Source organism: Solibacillus isronensis (assembly GCF_900168685.1).
In the GTDB taxonomy this organism is placed as follows: Bacteria; Bacillota; Bacilli; order Bacillales_A; family Planococcaceae; genus Solibacillus; species Solibacillus isronensis_A.
The window spans coordinates 772,995-788,720 of the sequence record NZ_FVZN01000014.1; the positions used below are offsets into that span (position 1 = coordinate 772,995).

The window sequence follows — 15,726 nt, forward strand, 5'->3', positions numbered from 1 at the left end:
CATTTCCCCTTACTTAAAATATTTGATTGTCCGTTCCCTGCATAAAACATATTTTGAAATCGTTGAGCGAACCAGTCTTTCAGGTTGAACGAGCTGACGTATAGGATCTGGCAGGAACTTATCGAATTTAACTTCAAGTATCAGTTGTTCCGGGTATAGGATATTTTCATAAATATTACGGTTATCAAATAAATCGATTCCGTTAATGCCTGCTTTTAACTCTTTATCAAATGTCACACGCACATTCCCTGATTTGTACGTATAGGCGGCGCGGATATAATCCACGATTACACGCGGTTTGAAAAGCCGGTATTGCAGCGCCCTGTAAAAATCCCGTATTAATGGCTCATGGCGGTGGAGCAGACAGGTGTACTGTCCCAGAAGAATCGCTTCATATTCATTCCTCGAAATACGGGCCGACTCTTTAGAGATAAAATCGCCGTATTTACTTTTTCTTTCCAAGTTCATGATATTATCCGATCTATTATAGATGCGGATTCTGTATTTTTCCCGTCCGAAAATTCCATCGTTTTTATCATGAATAGCATGATCATGTACTCCGTCAAAATAAAGACTTCGAATATTATAGCCTGCATTGTCTAAAGAGTTCTTATCCAATTCCATAATGGTCGAAATGCGGGAAAGAAGAGGGGGCATTTCTAAATAGTTAATATAATATTTTAGTTCATGCCGGAATACTTTATTCGAAAAATTCATTCTGTCACCTCAACTTCGATTACGCCAAAATAATTGATATCCTTTTCATCATCCTGATATAAATCAAACGAGCCATTTGTATGCCCGTGTTCATCTTCCACAGTCACTTTAAAATAATAAGTTCCTGCCGGTAATTTTTCGGTACGTATTTCTGTTTCGCGGATTTTTTCGGCTTTTTTAATCACTTGTTTCATATCCGGATCTTTTGCAACGACCGCTGTATAGTAAATGTTGTCTCCTTGTAAATCGAATGATGGATTCCATGAAAAGACGTGCTCCCCATTATCGAATAGTGCAATATCGGATTGATAAAATGGCTTTGGTTTTTCTAAATCTGCATAATATCGTTCCAATGCTAGTCGCGGGGTATCGATAATTTCCTGTATTTCTTGATCAAACCCTGAATAATGGGAAGGCAAATACTGAATATCGGGGAAGCGTGTGATAAATTGTTTCGGTAATTCATTATATTTTTCGATTTGTGCCGCTACCTTTTGCTCATTGATATAGTTTTCATATAACTCTTCTATTTTCGCAGTCAGTTTATCTACATTTTCCTGGTATTTAAAATATCGATTTAATAATTTATTGCCCCAGAAGTTACTGATGCCTGAACGATATGGATGGAAATTGACCGATTTGCGACCGACGTTCCAACCATCATCATAGTCCCACGGGAGGATGAGCCATTTATCGATATTGAGTGGGGAATAGATGAAAAAGTTATTTGCATCGGTATCCATATTATCCATTAAAATATTGACAGCTACCCATGTAAGCAAGTTGTCTTCAACAAAATAATGATCAACTATATCGTTAATGGGAATCTCGTTTGTATTAATATCATTCAGCATTTGGATGAGTTTATCATGTTCTTCACGTCCTTTTATTTCCAATATTGTTTCGAACGTCTTTTTATCATAAGTCGGGTCTGTATGGGATTTAATTTGTTCCGGGTAACGGAAAAATTCGAAAAACGTTACTTTATACAAATAGCCGTTCGGGTCGAATAAATGATTGCGGAGGAACTTTTTGTTCGGTTGCTCGACATGTGTATAAAAACCGTAATCTTCATAGGTGGTCGAGCCGCTCGTTAAGTCTTTGACATAAAGGTGTACAAATTGTGTTCTTAAGCTCGATATATTCGGGATTTGCTCCATTAAATCGAAGCTTAGTTTATTCCGTAGTCGAATGCCATCAGCTGTATGTTTATTTAAATTGATGGTTGTTTGCTCATTCCATGTCCCGGCACTTTCAAGAAGATTAATTTTATATGATTTCTGCGCTTGGTTTCGTGATGAGTTTCCGCGTAAACTTATTTTTGCATTTGCGATGGTTGTATCTGAACCAAACATTCCTTTTTTAGGTCCTGTACCATCATCCGAACCTTCAGCTAAAATAACTGATAAATTTTCCTCACTGTACCGTTCAACAATGCGGTTAAGGCCATACCAGTCGAGTTCAGGTTTATTTGCATCCGGTAAAATCGTTACGTAAAACGTTGTAATGGAACCGTCTTCATCGCGTTCGTAAATTCGTTTATCATCAATCGTCATCAAAGTGGCAATTCCCGTAGCAGGCTGCGGACCGGGTTCGATAATATCATCAGTTAAGTTGGAGGAATCTGTACAGCCGACTAGAAAGATCGATAATAATAATATTGTAAAAATACCGGATCTCTTTAACGGTTTCTTTTTCTTCTTCCTGATCGCTTTAATTGTAACGAGAACTTGAGGGCAATACGTATAGTAATCGATATTTTTTAAAATATACAATAAGCGCATAAACACGCAAACTAAACCGGTAAATGAAGCGATAAACATACCCATTCCGTGTAAATTCAGCTTCATTGTGACGAAAGTTAAAATAATGCTCAGCACCGTGAAAGCCCCCGACAAAAGTAAAATCCCCTTTCGGTCATCAAAGTACATTAGTATATGAAGTAGGACAAACATTAATATAAAGAAAAAGTAAGCGAGGCATAATGTGATAAAAAGGTCAATCTGATCCATTGTGAAGCCGATTTTCGGTAAGAGTAATATACCCAGCGCGATGGCTAATGTGGAAAATAGAAGTTGAATTTCTGCTAAAAATCCGATGCGATAAATGAGTGTATTCTGCATTTTCTTTTTTGCGAACTGAAGGCTTTCGTATGTACCGCCTTCCGTAACATTTCTGTAGTAGTTTAAATAACGTTCATAAAAATCGGTTTCAATAATGACTACAAAAAAGATTAATGAAGGCATTACGGACAGATAGGCAAAAAATACAGGGACATCATAAAATGAAGCTAACAAATAGTAGCCGGAAATCTCTATATTTTCATTTGAAAAGAACCAATAGACTAGATTATGAATATAGACACCTGAATAGACAAAAACCCCGTTAAAAAGAATTGCTGGAAATTGTTTTACGATGGTAATAAATGCATAATGATTCTTTTTCGAGTTATAGGGAAAAACTTTTTCGAAATGATAGGATGATGAGATTAAAATACTGGCAAAACCGATCGTCATTCCGAGCAACGCTATAATGACAGGTTCAAGTAGCGTGTATTGAAATAATAAAAAGCTGGCGATTATAGATATAAAAACAGCCATGACAAAGCTGCGGAAAATACGTTTGTAATCTTTTAACGCAGACATAAACACATTTTGCAGCCAAATAACAGTCAGCTCAATAAAGTAAAAGTAGGCTAGAGCTTTATAGAGGAAACTTGCTTCTACAAAATATAAGAAACTAAATGCAATAATTGCTCCAATAGGAAGGACTACGATTAAACTTCCATAATAGGCACTGATGACTTCACTGTACTGCTTTTCATAAATCCGGTCGGCAATATATCGGGTCACAACAATCGACAAACCGGAAGTCAGAATGATCGAGAAAACAAAACAATAGGCAAGAGTGGCGATAAACAGCTCTTTTTGCAAATAGGAAATATTATTTTGTGCCATTAAATATTGTTGGGTGAAAAGGAGTACTAAACATAAAATGACCGGACCAATCGTCGTCATGGTGGAATAAGCATAAGCTTGAATATTATTTGCTAATCCTTCTTTACGGTACAGTTTACGTAGTTCGAATCCGATTCCTGCCAATTGTCTCACCTCCCAATCTCGCATAAATCTGTTTATAGCTTTTTATGAATGCAGAACGTTTGTATAGTTCGTTAACACGGTTAAAACCGTTTTGTCCCAGCTGTTTTCGCAATTGTTCATTTTCACATAGTTTTAGCACATAACTCGCCATTTCTTCATAATCCAGGACGGGAACGATATATCCAGCCGGGCCGTATGGATCTTCGTTACCCGCAATCAGCTCTTGGCATCCACCGACATTGGTACATACGTAAGGTTTGGAGCAGGCAAATCCCTCTAATATGGCTAAAGGCTGACCTTCGCTAATGCTGGTCAATATTAAAAAATCGAGATTCCCGATATAGTCTTTAATTTGGACCATACCGGTAAAGTGAATGTTCTGAATACCTAATACCTCTACAAGTTGAATGCATTCATCATAGTAATCGGAGTCTTCTTCTGCCGGTCCCATGATAAATAGTTCGGCGGTAGGGAGCTTTTGCTCAACTAAAGCGAACATTTGTATCATCATCTTTATATCTTTGATCGGTACAACCCGGACAATAGCACCGATACGTATCCGGTCCTCCGGTAATGTGCGTATTACATTCTGATAATCGCTGACCTCAATGCCATTTGGGATGATGCGGATTTTTTCTTCACGGCAGCCAAGTTCTATTTGAATTTCTTTGTTTTTCCTGAATAATGTAATCACTTCATCCGCTAAGCTGTAAATGGAGCTGGATAAAGTATAGAAGTAATTGATCCACAAATCTTTAAAACAGCCTTTTACCCAGTTAGCTTTAATGATTTCTTCTTCACGTTCACGAGAATAGATGCCGTGTTCGGTCAATAAGAGTGGTTTTTGATGGATGATTTTAGCGAGAGTCCCGACGATCCCGGCATACCCGGTGGAAACGGCGTGATAGACATCGGCTTTAGGAATATCTTCTCGAATAATCGTGAACAATGGTAAAATCATCGAGTTCACTGTCCAAAAAAGCTCCGTATACGGCACATTTCGATACTTCGTTATAGCCAAGTGCTGCACGATATCGTAATAATCCTTACTGGATAAAAATTCGTCCACATTTTGAAACTGTTTACTGCGGATTAAATTGAATAAGCTTTCCCAATTGACGGGTTCATCATCGCTGACTAAAGCAAATAAATCCTGTTTTTGAGATGGGGTAAGATGAAAACGTTTCCCCCATTTTGCCTGCTTTTCCAAATGTGTATCCAAAAAAACTTCGTGTACAGCAAGTAAATTCGAAGGCAGCTTATAATTAAATTTTCCTTGCTGTTTCCGCTCGGCAGCGATTGCGAAAATTATAAATTCGGTCTCAGGCATAGAGGTGATCAAAGAATGAATCCAACTGGATACACCTCCTGTAACATAAGGGTACGCGCCTTCTGCTATTAAACAAACTCTCATTTCGATTCCCTCATTTAAACAAAATTTCAAAATTAGCCTGATGTGCATAAATGATATACGTATTTTCATCGATTTCTTCATAGGAACAATTTTTTACTTGTTTCACTTTTTTTTCGGTGCGCAAGAAAAACTCAAGTTTCTTGTTGAAGTGTTCTATTGTGCCTGTTATTTTTTGATCTGTTTGTTCGAATTGAGTCGCTGAGTTCAGTGTATTGGCTACTTTAAGTGCTGAATCGGTAGCGGTTAACGCCTCAAGCCAAGGGTAGCGTGTATGCACATCCCCTATAAACTGCTGGAACTCTTCATACATATTTGTCCAGCCACCTTTACTGCGATCTTCACTAATGACATCATCCGGATGGATAAAATGTGAGAAATAACCGTGACTTGTAATCGCATTGGCAATTTCCCATTTACTTGAAACAGAAGGGAAGTAACCTGAAGAAATTCGCGGCATTTCGACGATTGAATCTTGTGCCACTTCAAATTCTTGAACGTACGCATGCTGTGTCAAGTCTTCTGAATAAAGGGAACTAATTGTCAGTAGTTCTGGAAGTGTATCTTTTAAAACGGAACGCCCATCCTGGGACAGAACATTGGATGGAGGTACATAAGTTGTCACGGTATATTTCGGGAATGCTTTACTTGTATAGCTTTTTAGCTCCAATAAAGATTTTTTCATATGTTCAATCGATTTCCATGAATGATAACCGAAAAAGTTTGAGATGCTTTCATCCATTGTTAAGGATTGATGATTATAGCCATGGTAGCCAAGTTCACCGCCACCGTTAATTAACTCGCGTCCAAACCCGATCAGAAAGGTTAATTCGATATCTGACGAGTTATCGAATGGCGGGGTAACATTATTTTCATACGATTCAATGAGAGCGCCTGTGTAAACAATGTTGTACTTATTAGCCGCTCGAATCATATTTGGCCACCAAATATTTCGATAAAAGGATGGTAAATCTTGTTTAAACTCCTTATAAATAATGTCATTTCTTTCTTTGGCGATCGGTGCAGGAAAATCATCGATAAAAAATGTTTTAGCATTGAAAATCGGGTAGATGAAAGGTTCGTCTTGCAGACTCAACATTCCGGCAATCAGTCCGCGAGAATATTTTTCTGTAGCCATATTGCAATTCAGTATAATAAATGAACCTTCCCCGTAATCGCTTTTCCAAAGTAAAGGGATGTTGTTTTGATTGACGATGTCGGGTTGGATTGATTTTTCGATCGTAATATTCAAACTGCTGTCTAAGAGATCCGATTCCCAGAAGGTTTGCTGCTTAGCACCGATTAATACGTTTGACATCATTACTATTTTGCTTGTATTTGTGAAGTCGTAGTATTCGATAATCCCGAAGTGCCGATACAGGGAGTTGAAATGACTGTTCGGTTCTAGCGTTTGCATTAAAAATAAATTGCCCCCGTCAGCAACAAACAGTTCAATTTCCTCTACGGTCCCGATATGATTCAAATACGGTGAAGCCAATAATAGATTTGGGCAATTGTATAAATCGACTTTGCCTAAATCGGCATCAAAACTTTTATAAGTTTTTTGTAAATAATGCAAGGTCATTTCGATATTTTCCTTTAGCTTAACGGTTTCTTCAGTATAAACAATACAATAGTCAGGATTGTGAATTGTGGGCGTTTTTTTAGGGGTTGGCTGAATCGATTGCTGTTTGACAGTTAACTCTACTTCATTTGTAACTGTATTTAAAACGGTCTCGGAACGTGAGAAATGTAACAGGACGCCGCTTATGAAAATAAGGGCCATGATGGAAAGTGTTTTCCGGTTTTGAAAAATCTCCTTCATTTAAGTTATCTCTCCAGACCAGTAACGTACGTAATTCAATGCTTCTTTTGACAGTGTAATAGGAGCCGATTTTAATAATAGTAATTCCTGCTTTAATTTATTGATTGCATATTCCTCAAAATAAATTTTCATTGCGCAAATATAAGCCTGTTCACTGAGGGGAAAGCGTTCCTTGTATAAAATGACTGTTTTCTCTGCTGCAACGGTATCTTTAATAGCGAGTTCCAGATGAATTTTTTCTATATAGTTTTCTTCTGATGCTTGTTTACTTTCTATCAATCGCTGCAATAGTTCTATATACATGAACTGGTATTTTTTCGTCGATTGATAGTCTAAAAAGCCGCTTCGCAAATATTCTTTAATAACCGCCTTGTAAGCTTTTGCTACTTCTATATTTTGCGGATGTTTACTGTACTCCGCTGCAAATTTCTGCATTAAATTCGTAAGTTTACGCTTCATCTCGATAACAGCGGTAACTGCATAATGTGATGTTTCAGAATCTTCATTTAGGACAGCTATTTTTAAAACATCAATAAACTGCGGATCATCTTCCTTTAGCATGTCAATCAGAATTTTTCTTCTTGTCGAATAGTCATTCACTATTAAGGCTTCTTCAATCGAAATAATATTCAGTTCCTGATCGCGTAATACTTTACTTTGCGATGCCAGCAGTTCAATTCGAATATCACTGGATTGATCAGCTAAATAGGTAGATAAAAAAAGTTCGTCTTTTTTTATCCATTTTTTTGGCCAGATGGAAGGGGTGAGCCAGCCGATTACTGGAATGAATGTAACAACGCACATTTTAAAGCGCCATTCACTCCAATTTCCTTTCGTAATGATAAGAAGCAAAACCCCTGAAAAAACAACGTAAACAAAATAATAACTCATCATTAAAACACCTTTTCATCGAAATCGTTGGCATAGCCGGCAGTTTCAAATCGTTTTAAGATCATCGGTAAATCACGGTTTTGAGTATAGGGAAGCAAAATATAAAGCAGATTATTTTCATAGCCGAGATAATCTGTTTCTCTTAAAATTTTTCGGAAGTTAGTTGAAGTTTCTATTAGTTGTTCAAGTGGTACAGTGAGTGTTAATACTTTGTAGGGGATGTTGTATTTCGTTCTGGCATCTTCTTTTGCCTGCACAATTTCTTTAAATTTCTCCATATATAATACGGTTGTATTTTTTATATAACGCTGGTCTTCGGAAAGCTCGATGAAATCATAAGCACGGGACAAAGATCTTTGGATGAGCTCTTTCACTATTGTAAACAGGTTCTCATGATAGCGTGAGAAACTTTCAAACGGCAGGTTATTGATCGCAATGACGGCACACATCTGTCCGTTATAATAGATCGGAGCCGCCATGAGCGGAGTATTCAGCGACAAGGACCGGTTAATAAATGGCTTGCCTGTATTCATCATTTGTTGAATATACGCTGTATCCTCAACTTTTAATGAAGCAGGAACAGTATTATTGTTCGTAAAGTCCGAATGTGCAACAAGGCGTAAAAATGTTTGAGATGTATTCAATTGATAAACGGCTACTCCATTACAATGCATAATCTTTTCGGTCACTTTTACACTGTTTGTAAAAATTTTTTCAGGCTCTAAATAATCTAACTCTTTAATAATTGAATAAATTTTACCGAAGCTGTGTTCGTTATTTTTTACCCGGAACTGTAGCTCGTTTTTTACATTTCGAACTTCTGTATAGATTTCCTGTAAGTAATGATACCGTTTTTCTAAGTCTTCCAGCTGCTCTTTTTGTTCCTGAATTTTGATGTTTTTGCGTTGTGTAGAGTATCCGATTACAAGACCAATGAATAAAATAGTTACAATTTGAAATAAAAATGTAGTGTCATATAATAGCGATACTAAATCACGGCCGAGCGAGGAATAAGTGTATACTAGCAGGAGGAATGTGAGAACGACTCCTGTGAAAGCCTGCGTATTGCCATAGATTGCGCCAATCGTCATGATATAAAATACACCAAAGAAAAATACGGGGATAATAGATAGATTAAATTGTAATAATATCATGCTTAAAATGGTGAAGAGGATAATATTTTCGGTATAGGGCCTGATCACATTAAGGTGTTCGGGAAATTTAAATACGTTCTTTCTTTTTTCTTTTATCTGGTGTTCGATTTGTTGATGAAACGCATTGGTTGCCCATTCATACGTTTTTCTTAATCCGTCCTCGATTGAATAGAATGGTGTCCAGTCAAGCATTTCGGTTACTTTTGCATTGTTTAGTGAAGAGTGGTAAATATCGCCATCTCTTGGTGCGGTTTTGGTCACTTCAACATGCGGGTTGATATCCTTTAATATGCCGATCAGCTGATTAATGCTCGTTTTGCTGTTCGTAGATAGGTTATAGATCCCTGATATGAATGACTGGGAGGCTCTGTAAATAGCAAATGCGACGTCCTTTACGTAGATAAAATCTCTTGTTTGGTTGCCGTCACCATGTATTTCCAACGGTATATTGTTTAAGATGTTCGAAGTGAAGATTGACACGACGCCACCTTCGCCTTCATTTGTTTGCCTAGGACCATACACGTTGGAAAAGCGAAAACAGATGATCTCTATATCGTGTTGTTTTCCCCATGCAGTGCAATATTGTTCACCCATCCATTTGCTCATACCGTATGGCGAAATCGGGTCCGGCAGTTCATTTTCAGAAAGAGGTATATTCGGATTGTCGCCATATACAGCAGCTGAAGAAGCAAAGATAAATTTTTTCACCTTATTTTCGATCGATAATTGTAGGATGTTTAATAGACCGACAATATTGGATTGCGCATCCTGTACTGGATTTATGATAGATTTTGTAACGTTTACTTGAGCAGCGAGATGAACGACAATATCAAAATTGTAGGATTTAAATATTTCTTTGCATTTCACATCGTCGATCGATAAAATTGCGGATTTATGCTTAAAAGAAATATTGCCGACTTTACCTGTCGACAAATCATCTAAAATGTATACCTCATAGCCTTCTTTATAGAACTGTTCCGCTACATGAGAACCGATAAAACCATACCCGCCAGTAATAAGAACCATCATATTATAGAAACTCCTCTCCTTGGAGGCTTAATGCGGTTGCAGCAGTTGATGACGAAGTTCCTTCATAAACAAAAATGGTGTCTCCAATTAATAGGGAGATATTTAGGTAAATTTTGGGAAATTGATAAAGCGAAAATAGAAGTACATAGTAAAATAAATGATTTTAATTTCCTATTCATTCCTCGTTCAGAAAAAATATGAATCATTATACCTATAATGAGTTGATGGATTTCCGTTTCCAGTTATCTATACAACTATTATACTGATGGAATTAAAAAACGTGCACTTGTAAATTTATTTACAGGGGATTATTTTCATGAATAGGTGTAATGGACGAGAAAACATATTAAACAATACGTGGAATATTTAGAAAATCAAAAGTATAGGCTTTGTATAGCGATTTATGCTATTATAAAACACGTTGATATTTTTCTTCATTATGTGAATGAAGAGCATGCTACCGGCCGATTTAAAAGAGGCAATTTCACCGGAGCGAAGTAGATAAGTGCTAACCTTGAAAGGATGATATAAATTATGAGCTACGAACGTACGAAAACCGTATCTCTACATACATTAGGGTGTAAAGTAAACCACTATGAAACAGAAGCAATTTGGCAGCTATTTAAAGAGCAAGGATACGAGCGTACTGAGTTCGATCATCAAGCGGATGTTTATGTTATTAATACTTGTACAGTAACGAACACAGGTGATAAAAAATCACGCCAAGTGATTCGCCGTGCTATCCGTCAAAATCCGGATGCGGTTATTTGTGTAACGGGCTGTTATGCACAAACATCACCGGCTGAAATTATGGCAATTCCAGGTGTAGATATCGTTGTTGGTACTCAGGACCGCGAGAAAATGCTTGGATATATCGATCAATACCGCAATGAGCGCCAGCCGATCAATGCGGTACGTAACATTATGAAAAACCGTGTTTATGAAGAATTGGATGTACCGGCATTTACAGACCGTACTCGTGCCTCATTGAAAATTCAGGAAGGCTGTAATAACTTCTGTACGTTCTGTATCATTCCTTGGGCGCGCGGCTTAATGCGTTCACGTGATCCGGAAGAAGTTATTCGTCAGGCTCAGCAACTTGTTGATGCGGGTTATTTGGAAATCGTCCTAACAGGTATTCACACAGGCGGATACGGACAAGACTTCAAAGACTATAACTTAGCGCAGCTGTTACGTGACTTGGAAGCGCAGGTTAAAGGCTTGAAACGTTTACGTATTTCTTCAATCGAAGCATCTCAATTAACAGATGAAGTGATTGAAGTACTGCAAAACTCTGAAATTGTAGTAAACCACTTACACATTCCGATTCAATCGGGTTCAGATACGGTTTTAAAACGTATGCGTCGTAAATATACGATGGAGTTTTTCGCAGAGCGTCTGGAAAAGCTGAAAATCGCTTTACCTGACTTGGCGGTAACTTCTGACGTAATTGTAGGTTTCCCGGGTGAAACGGAAGAAGAGTTTATGGAAACATACAACTTTATCCGCGACCACAAATTCTCTGAGCTTCATGTATTCCCGTACTCTCAACGTACAGGTACACCTGCAGCGAGAATGGAAGATCAAATTGATGAAGAAATTAAAAATGAACGCGTTCACCGTCTAATTGCACTGAATGATCAGCTTGCAAAAGAATATGCTTCCCGTTTTGAAGGAGAAGTACTGGAAGTTATTCCAGAAGAACGCTTTAAGGATGGCGACAATGAAAACCTATATGTCGGCTATACTACGAACTACTTGAAAGTAATTTTTGAAGGTACAGAAGAAATGGTCGGCCAACTTGTAAAAGTTAAAATTACGAAAGCAGGTTATCCTTACAACGAAGGACAATTCGTTCGCGTATTGGAAGGTCAGGCAATTTAATAGTATGTTTTACAAAAAAAAGAGGGATTGCACTTTGCAATCCTTCTTTTTTTTTAGACGAATTTACTTGATATAAAAGGTTAACTAGTTGTTCGGAATGAAGGCAACTCCTTGGGGATAAGCACGACGCCTGAGAAAAGGAACAAATGCTAAGAACGCCACGACCTGTGGCAACGCTTTTGTGACCAACTTCGTGTTAGCCTCGTGCCCCAGGAAAGCGTCCGCCGTAACGAAGAACAACGGCTAAGAAGCGGGCACTAAATTAGCCGGCTCTTTTTTACTTCCAATAAAATGGGGTAGAGAAAATAGTGTGCGCAAGTTTTAATAATCGGGCTAAACATCATGTACTTTTATGCAGCATATTAATTTACAAAAAGTTAGTCGTAAACTAATGGAAGTTTAAGTATATTATGAGGAAGACAAGCCAACACTATTATTCGGAAACATTGTGTTTAACCCGATTACAAGCAAAGAAGGTGAGCAATTTATATGAAGAAAATATGGATGTTTGCTGCAATTCTATTTATTTTATATGGTTGCACGGAGAAAAAAGAAGAACCAACAGTAGAAAGTGAATCGGCAATGGTGGAAGTCAATATCCCTACAGAAGTAGCTAGACATTACGGCTCGCTTAATATCGAGTACAAAGCATCGGATGTATATAAAACAATTCAGCCAAATGGTGTCGTTTCTTTGGAAATGAACAAGCAACAGCTAACTGAAATTGCGCAACAAACAGAACAATTCCTGGAGCAGTACAAAGTAACGAGTGAGAAAAGTACAGAAGATGGAATTACGCATATCGATGCAAATGAAAACTATTCGAATTGGAAAATTGTGTTATCGGACGATTCTCTTTTAGGACAAGAAGCGTTTGATTTGGCACAGGAGCATTTAATTAAAAATATTTTAACGTACCAGTTAGTCCATCGTCATGACCCTGAGTTAAATATTCAGTATGTCACAGATGCCGGTGAACCTTTGGACAGAAAAATTATTCGTACAAAATTCGCCTATTCAGACGAATAATTTAAGTTGTCTGATAATTTGCGACAATGAAAATACATGCTAAACTATAGATGTACGGACAACTAATGTTTAGTAAAAGGAGTAATGAGAAATGACTCAAAATTATGCAGTAATGATTGATCATACTTTATTAAAAGCTGAATCTACAAAAGATCAAGTAGAAAAAATTTGTGCAGAAGCGAAGCAATACGGATTTGCTTCAGTATGTGTAAACCCTACATGGGTGAAGTTCAGTGCAGAGCAATTGGCTGGTACAGACGTAAAAGTATGTACAGTAATCGGCTTCCCGTTAGGTGCTACAACATCTGCCGTAAAAGCATTCGAAACAAAAGACGCGATTGCAAACGGTGCCGGCGAAATTGATATGGTGATTAATATTGGTGCTCTAAAAGACGGTAATTACGATTTAGTTCGTGATGACATCAAGGCAGTAGTAGATGCTGCAAATGGTACATTAGTTAAAGTAATTATTGAAACTTGCCTGTTAACGGATGAAGAAAAAGTAAAAGCTTGTGAACTTTCTGTTGAAGCAGGTGCAGATTTCGTTAAAACTTCTACTGGATTTTCGACAGGCGGAGCGACAGCGGAAGATATCGCATTAATGCGTAAAACAGTCGGTCCTGATCTTGGCGTAAAAGCTTCTGGCGGTGTTCGTAGCTTAGAAGATATGCAACGTATGATCGAAAATGGCGCTACTCGAATTGGTGCTTCTTCAGGTGTTGCTATCATGAATGGTCTAAAATCAGATTCTAATTACTAATTCGATAGTTTTTGTTGACTCTTTTTTAATGATACGCTATACTACTTTAGTACACATTAACTAACAGTTAATGCATGTATGACGTGTGTTCGGAGGGAGGGAAAGAGAGATGTCAAAAACTGTCGTTCGCAAAAACGAATCGCTTGAAGATGCTCTTCGTCGCTTCAAACGTACTGTATCAAAATCAGGTACAATTCAGGAAGTTAGAAAGCGCGAGTTCTACGAAAAACCTAGCGTTAAACGTAAAAAGAAATCAGAAGCTGCACGTAAACGTAAGTGGTAATTTTCCCTGTAAAAACCCTACGTTCATAACACGCAATTTTCAGATTTAACTGAGCAGACAAATGATATACCCCGCTGTTATTTATATAACTGCGGGGTATTTGTATTTATTCTCAAAATCAACCATAATAGAGAAGTAAAAGAAAGCGTTTTCGAGAAAGTTTTAATAATCTGCAACTAGTACCGTATACTTGGTATATGTTAGCAAATAATAGTGAAGTAAGTTTTTAAAGGTTTTTAAAAAAATTTGAAACTTTTCTTCATCTCATCCGTAGAATTAACTGTACATAACTTAGCTAAAGGGGTGATAAAATTGAGACGAACGAAAGGGATTAGTTGGATTTTTCTGATGGTCATGTCATTCGTATTAATGTTTCCTTCTTTAACGGCATTTGCAGATGGTAAAGTGTATGAAATATCCATCAATAATGAAATTGAAAAAGGTTTGGTGGAGCATCTAAAGCGTGGATTCGATGAAGCGAAAAGCAATAATGCAGAAGCGATTATTTTAAATATGCATACACCGGGCGGATTTGTTACTGCTGCTTCGGAAATCGGCAAGCTGATGGATGAGATTGATATACCGATTATTGCATTCATCAATTCGGATGCGCTGTCTGCTGGTGCATACATCGCTTTACATGCAGATGAAATTTATATGACACCGAATGCAACAATGGGTGCTGCGGCGGTCATCGATTCTTCCGGTAACACAGCAGGAGAAAAGGCGGAAAGTGACTGGCTTGCTAAAATGACATCTGCAGCAGAAAACTCCGGCAGGAATTCTAAGTATGCGCGGGCAATGGTCAGAAACGATTATGATCTGCCTGAGCTAAGAGCCCCGAAAGGAAAGCTCCTAACACTAACTGCGAAAGATGCGGAAAAAGTTAAGTACTCGGAAGGCACTGTTGCTTCGATAACGGAACTGCTGAAAATTACCAACCTTGACGGCAGTGATGTAGTAAAAATTGAGCAAACATTTGCTGAAAAGCTGGCGCGATTTATTACAAATCCGATTATCGTTCCGATTTTACTGTCGATTGCAAGTATCGGATTGGTTGTTGAGCTGTATTCACCAGGCTTTGGTGTTGCAGGGACAATGGGGCTTGCTTCGTTAGGTATGTTCTTCTTTGGACATACGATTGCAGGTTTTGCCGGATATGAAACAGTCATCATTTTTGTAATCGGACTTATTTTACTCATTGCCGAGCTATTTGTACCAGGTGGCATAATAGGTATTATCGGCGGAGCATTAATGATTGGAAGTTTGCTTTTTGCAGGGGAAAGCTTTGTTCATATGGCTTATTCGATTTTAATTGCAATGATAATTGCGGGTATAGGAATGGTGATACTTATGAAATTCTTCGGGAAAAAGTTGCATATGTTCAACCGTCTCGTGCTGAGAGATGCAACGACGACGGAAGAAGGCTATGTTTCAAACAAAAACCGAATTGAATTAATAGGCAAAACAGGGCAGGCTATTACGCCGTTGCGACCATCGGGGACTGTTATTGTTGATCAGGACCGTCTGGATGTTGTAACACAAGGCGGCTATATTGATGCTGGTAAAACAGTTGAAGTAGTCAAAGTAGAAGGCTCTCGTATTGTCGTAAGAGAATTTATTGGAAGAGGTGGAGAATAAG

General features: G+C 37.9%; 11 protein-coding genes. 5 read left to right on the forward strand and 6 right to left on the reverse strand.

Annotation, left to right across the window (positions count from 1 at the left end; genetic code table 11):
- Positions 1 to 9 precede the first annotated feature (9 nt).
- The 6 genes from B5473_RS12330 to B5473_RS12355 are packed head-to-tail and all read right to left on the reverse strand — an operon-like array spanning position 10 to position 10,128.
- Entirely contained in the window at positions 10 to 717 is a 708-nt protein-coding gene (locus B5473_RS12330; RefSeq protein ID WP_079525572.1) for a polyphosphate polymerase domain-containing protein, read from the reverse strand.
- Positions 714 to 3,818 carry an exopolysaccharide Pel transporter PelG gene (pelG, locus tag B5473_RS12335; protein ID WP_176142074.1) on the reverse strand — a complete coding sequence of 1,035 codons (3,105 nt, stop codon included), beginning with the start codon at positions 3,816 to 3,818 and terminating at the stop codon, positions 714 to 716. Before pelG ends, B5473_RS12330 begins: the two co-directional genes overlap by 4 nt.
- Positions 3,790 to 5,280, reverse strand: a complete 1,491-nt coding sequence (pelF, locus tag B5473_RS12340) for a GT4 family glycosyltransferase PelF (protein ID WP_368483387.1) — start codon at positions 5,278 to 5,280, stop codon at positions 3,790 to 3,792. Before pelF ends, pelG begins: the two co-directional genes overlap by 29 nt.
- Complete coding sequence (locus tag B5473_RS12345) at positions 5,243 to 7,054, reverse strand: DUF2194 domain-containing protein (RefSeq protein WP_079525578.1); 1,812 nt, start codon at positions 7,052 to 7,054, stop codon at positions 5,243 to 5,245. The genes pelF and B5473_RS12345 overlap by 38 nt, the downstream gene beginning before the upstream one ends.
- Positions 7,055 to 7,945, reverse strand: coding sequence for a hypothetical protein (locus B5473_RS12350; protein WP_079525580.1), 891 nt, complete (start codon positions 7,943 to 7,945; stop codon positions 7,055 to 7,057). It abuts the gene before it with no gap.
- A gap of 2 nt (positions 7,946 to 7,947) precedes the next feature.
- Positions 7,948 to 10,128 carry an NAD-dependent epimerase/dehydratase family protein gene (locus tag B5473_RS12355; RefSeq protein ID WP_079525582.1) on the reverse strand — a complete coding sequence of 727 codons (2,181 nt, stop codon included), beginning with the start codon at positions 10,126 to 10,128 and terminating at the stop codon, positions 7,948 to 7,950.
- Between the two features lie 534 nt (positions 10,129 to 10,662).
- On the opposite strand from B5473_RS12355, the gene mtaB reads away from it, so the two are divergent.
- The 5 genes from mtaB (at position 10,663) to B5473_RS12380 (ending at position 15,725) form a co-directional block, all read left to right on the forward strand.
- Positions 10,663 to 12,012, forward strand: coding sequence for a tRNA (N(6)-L-threonylcarbamoyladenosine(37)-C(2))-methylthiotransferase MtaB (gene mtaB, locus B5473_RS12360; RefSeq protein ID WP_079525584.1), 1,350 nt, complete (start codon positions 10,663 to 10,665; stop codon positions 12,010 to 12,012).
- A gap of 489 nt (positions 12,013 to 12,501) precedes the next feature.
- Complete coding sequence (locus tag B5473_RS12365) at positions 12,502 to 13,041, forward strand: adenylate cyclase (protein ID WP_079525586.1); 540 nt, start codon at positions 12,502 to 12,504, stop codon at positions 13,039 to 13,041.
- Between the two features lie 91 nt (positions 13,042 to 13,132).
- Complete coding sequence (deoC, locus tag B5473_RS12370; protein WP_079525588.1) at positions 13,133 to 13,801, forward strand: deoxyribose-phosphate aldolase; 669 nt, start codon at positions 13,133 to 13,135, stop codon at positions 13,799 to 13,801.
- Between the two features lie 109 nt (positions 13,802 to 13,910).
- The gene (rpsU, locus tag B5473_RS12375) at positions 13,911 to 14,084 is read left to right on the forward strand and encodes a 30S ribosomal protein S21 (RefSeq protein WP_004227078.1); all 174 of its coding nucleotides are present in this window, start codon (positions 13,911 to 13,913) and stop codon (positions 14,082 to 14,084) included.
- Between the two features lie 312 nt (positions 14,085 to 14,396).
- Complete coding sequence (locus tag B5473_RS12380; protein ID WP_079525590.1) at positions 14,397 to 15,725, forward strand: NfeD family protein; 1,329 nt, start codon at positions 14,397 to 14,399, stop codon at positions 15,723 to 15,725.
- Position 15,726 lies beyond the last annotated feature (1 nt).

What these genes read in the sequence shown, in the direction of transcription:
- mtaB (WP_079525584.1), top strand. Translation starts at nt 10,663, where the DNA reads ATGAGCTACGAACGTACGAAAACCGTATCTCTACATACATTAGGGTGT.
- B5473_RS12355 (WP_079525582.1), bottom strand. Translation starts at nt 10,128, where the DNA reads ATGATGGTTCTTATTACTGGCGGGTATGGTTTTATCGGTTCTCATGTA.
- B5473_RS12330 (WP_079525572.1), bottom strand. Translation starts at nt 717, where the DNA reads ATGAATTTTTCGAATAAAGTATTCCGGCATGAACTAAAATATTATATT.
- rpsU (WP_004227078.1), top strand. Translation starts at nt 13,911, where the DNA reads ATGTCAAAAACTGTCGTTCGCAAAAACGAATCGCTTGAAGATGCTCTT.
- pelF (WP_368483387.1), bottom strand. Translation starts at nt 5,280, where the DNA reads ATGCACATCAGGCTAATTTTGAAATTTTGTTTAAATGAGGGAATCGAA.
- B5473_RS12365 (WP_079525586.1), top strand. Translation starts at nt 12,502, where the DNA reads ATGAAGAAAATATGGATGTTTGCTGCAATTCTATTTATTTTATATGGT.
- B5473_RS12345 (WP_079525578.1), bottom strand. Translation starts at nt 7,054, where the DNA reads ATGAAGGAGATTTTTCAAAACCGGAAAACACTTTCCATCATGGCCCTT.
- B5473_RS12350 (WP_079525580.1), bottom strand. Translation starts at nt 7,945, where the DNA reads ATGAGTTATTATTTTGTTTACGTTGTTTTTTCAGGGGTTTTGCTTCTT.
- deoC (WP_079525588.1), top strand. Translation starts at nt 13,133, where the DNA reads ATGACTCAAAATTATGCAGTAATGATTGATCATACTTTATTAAAAGCT.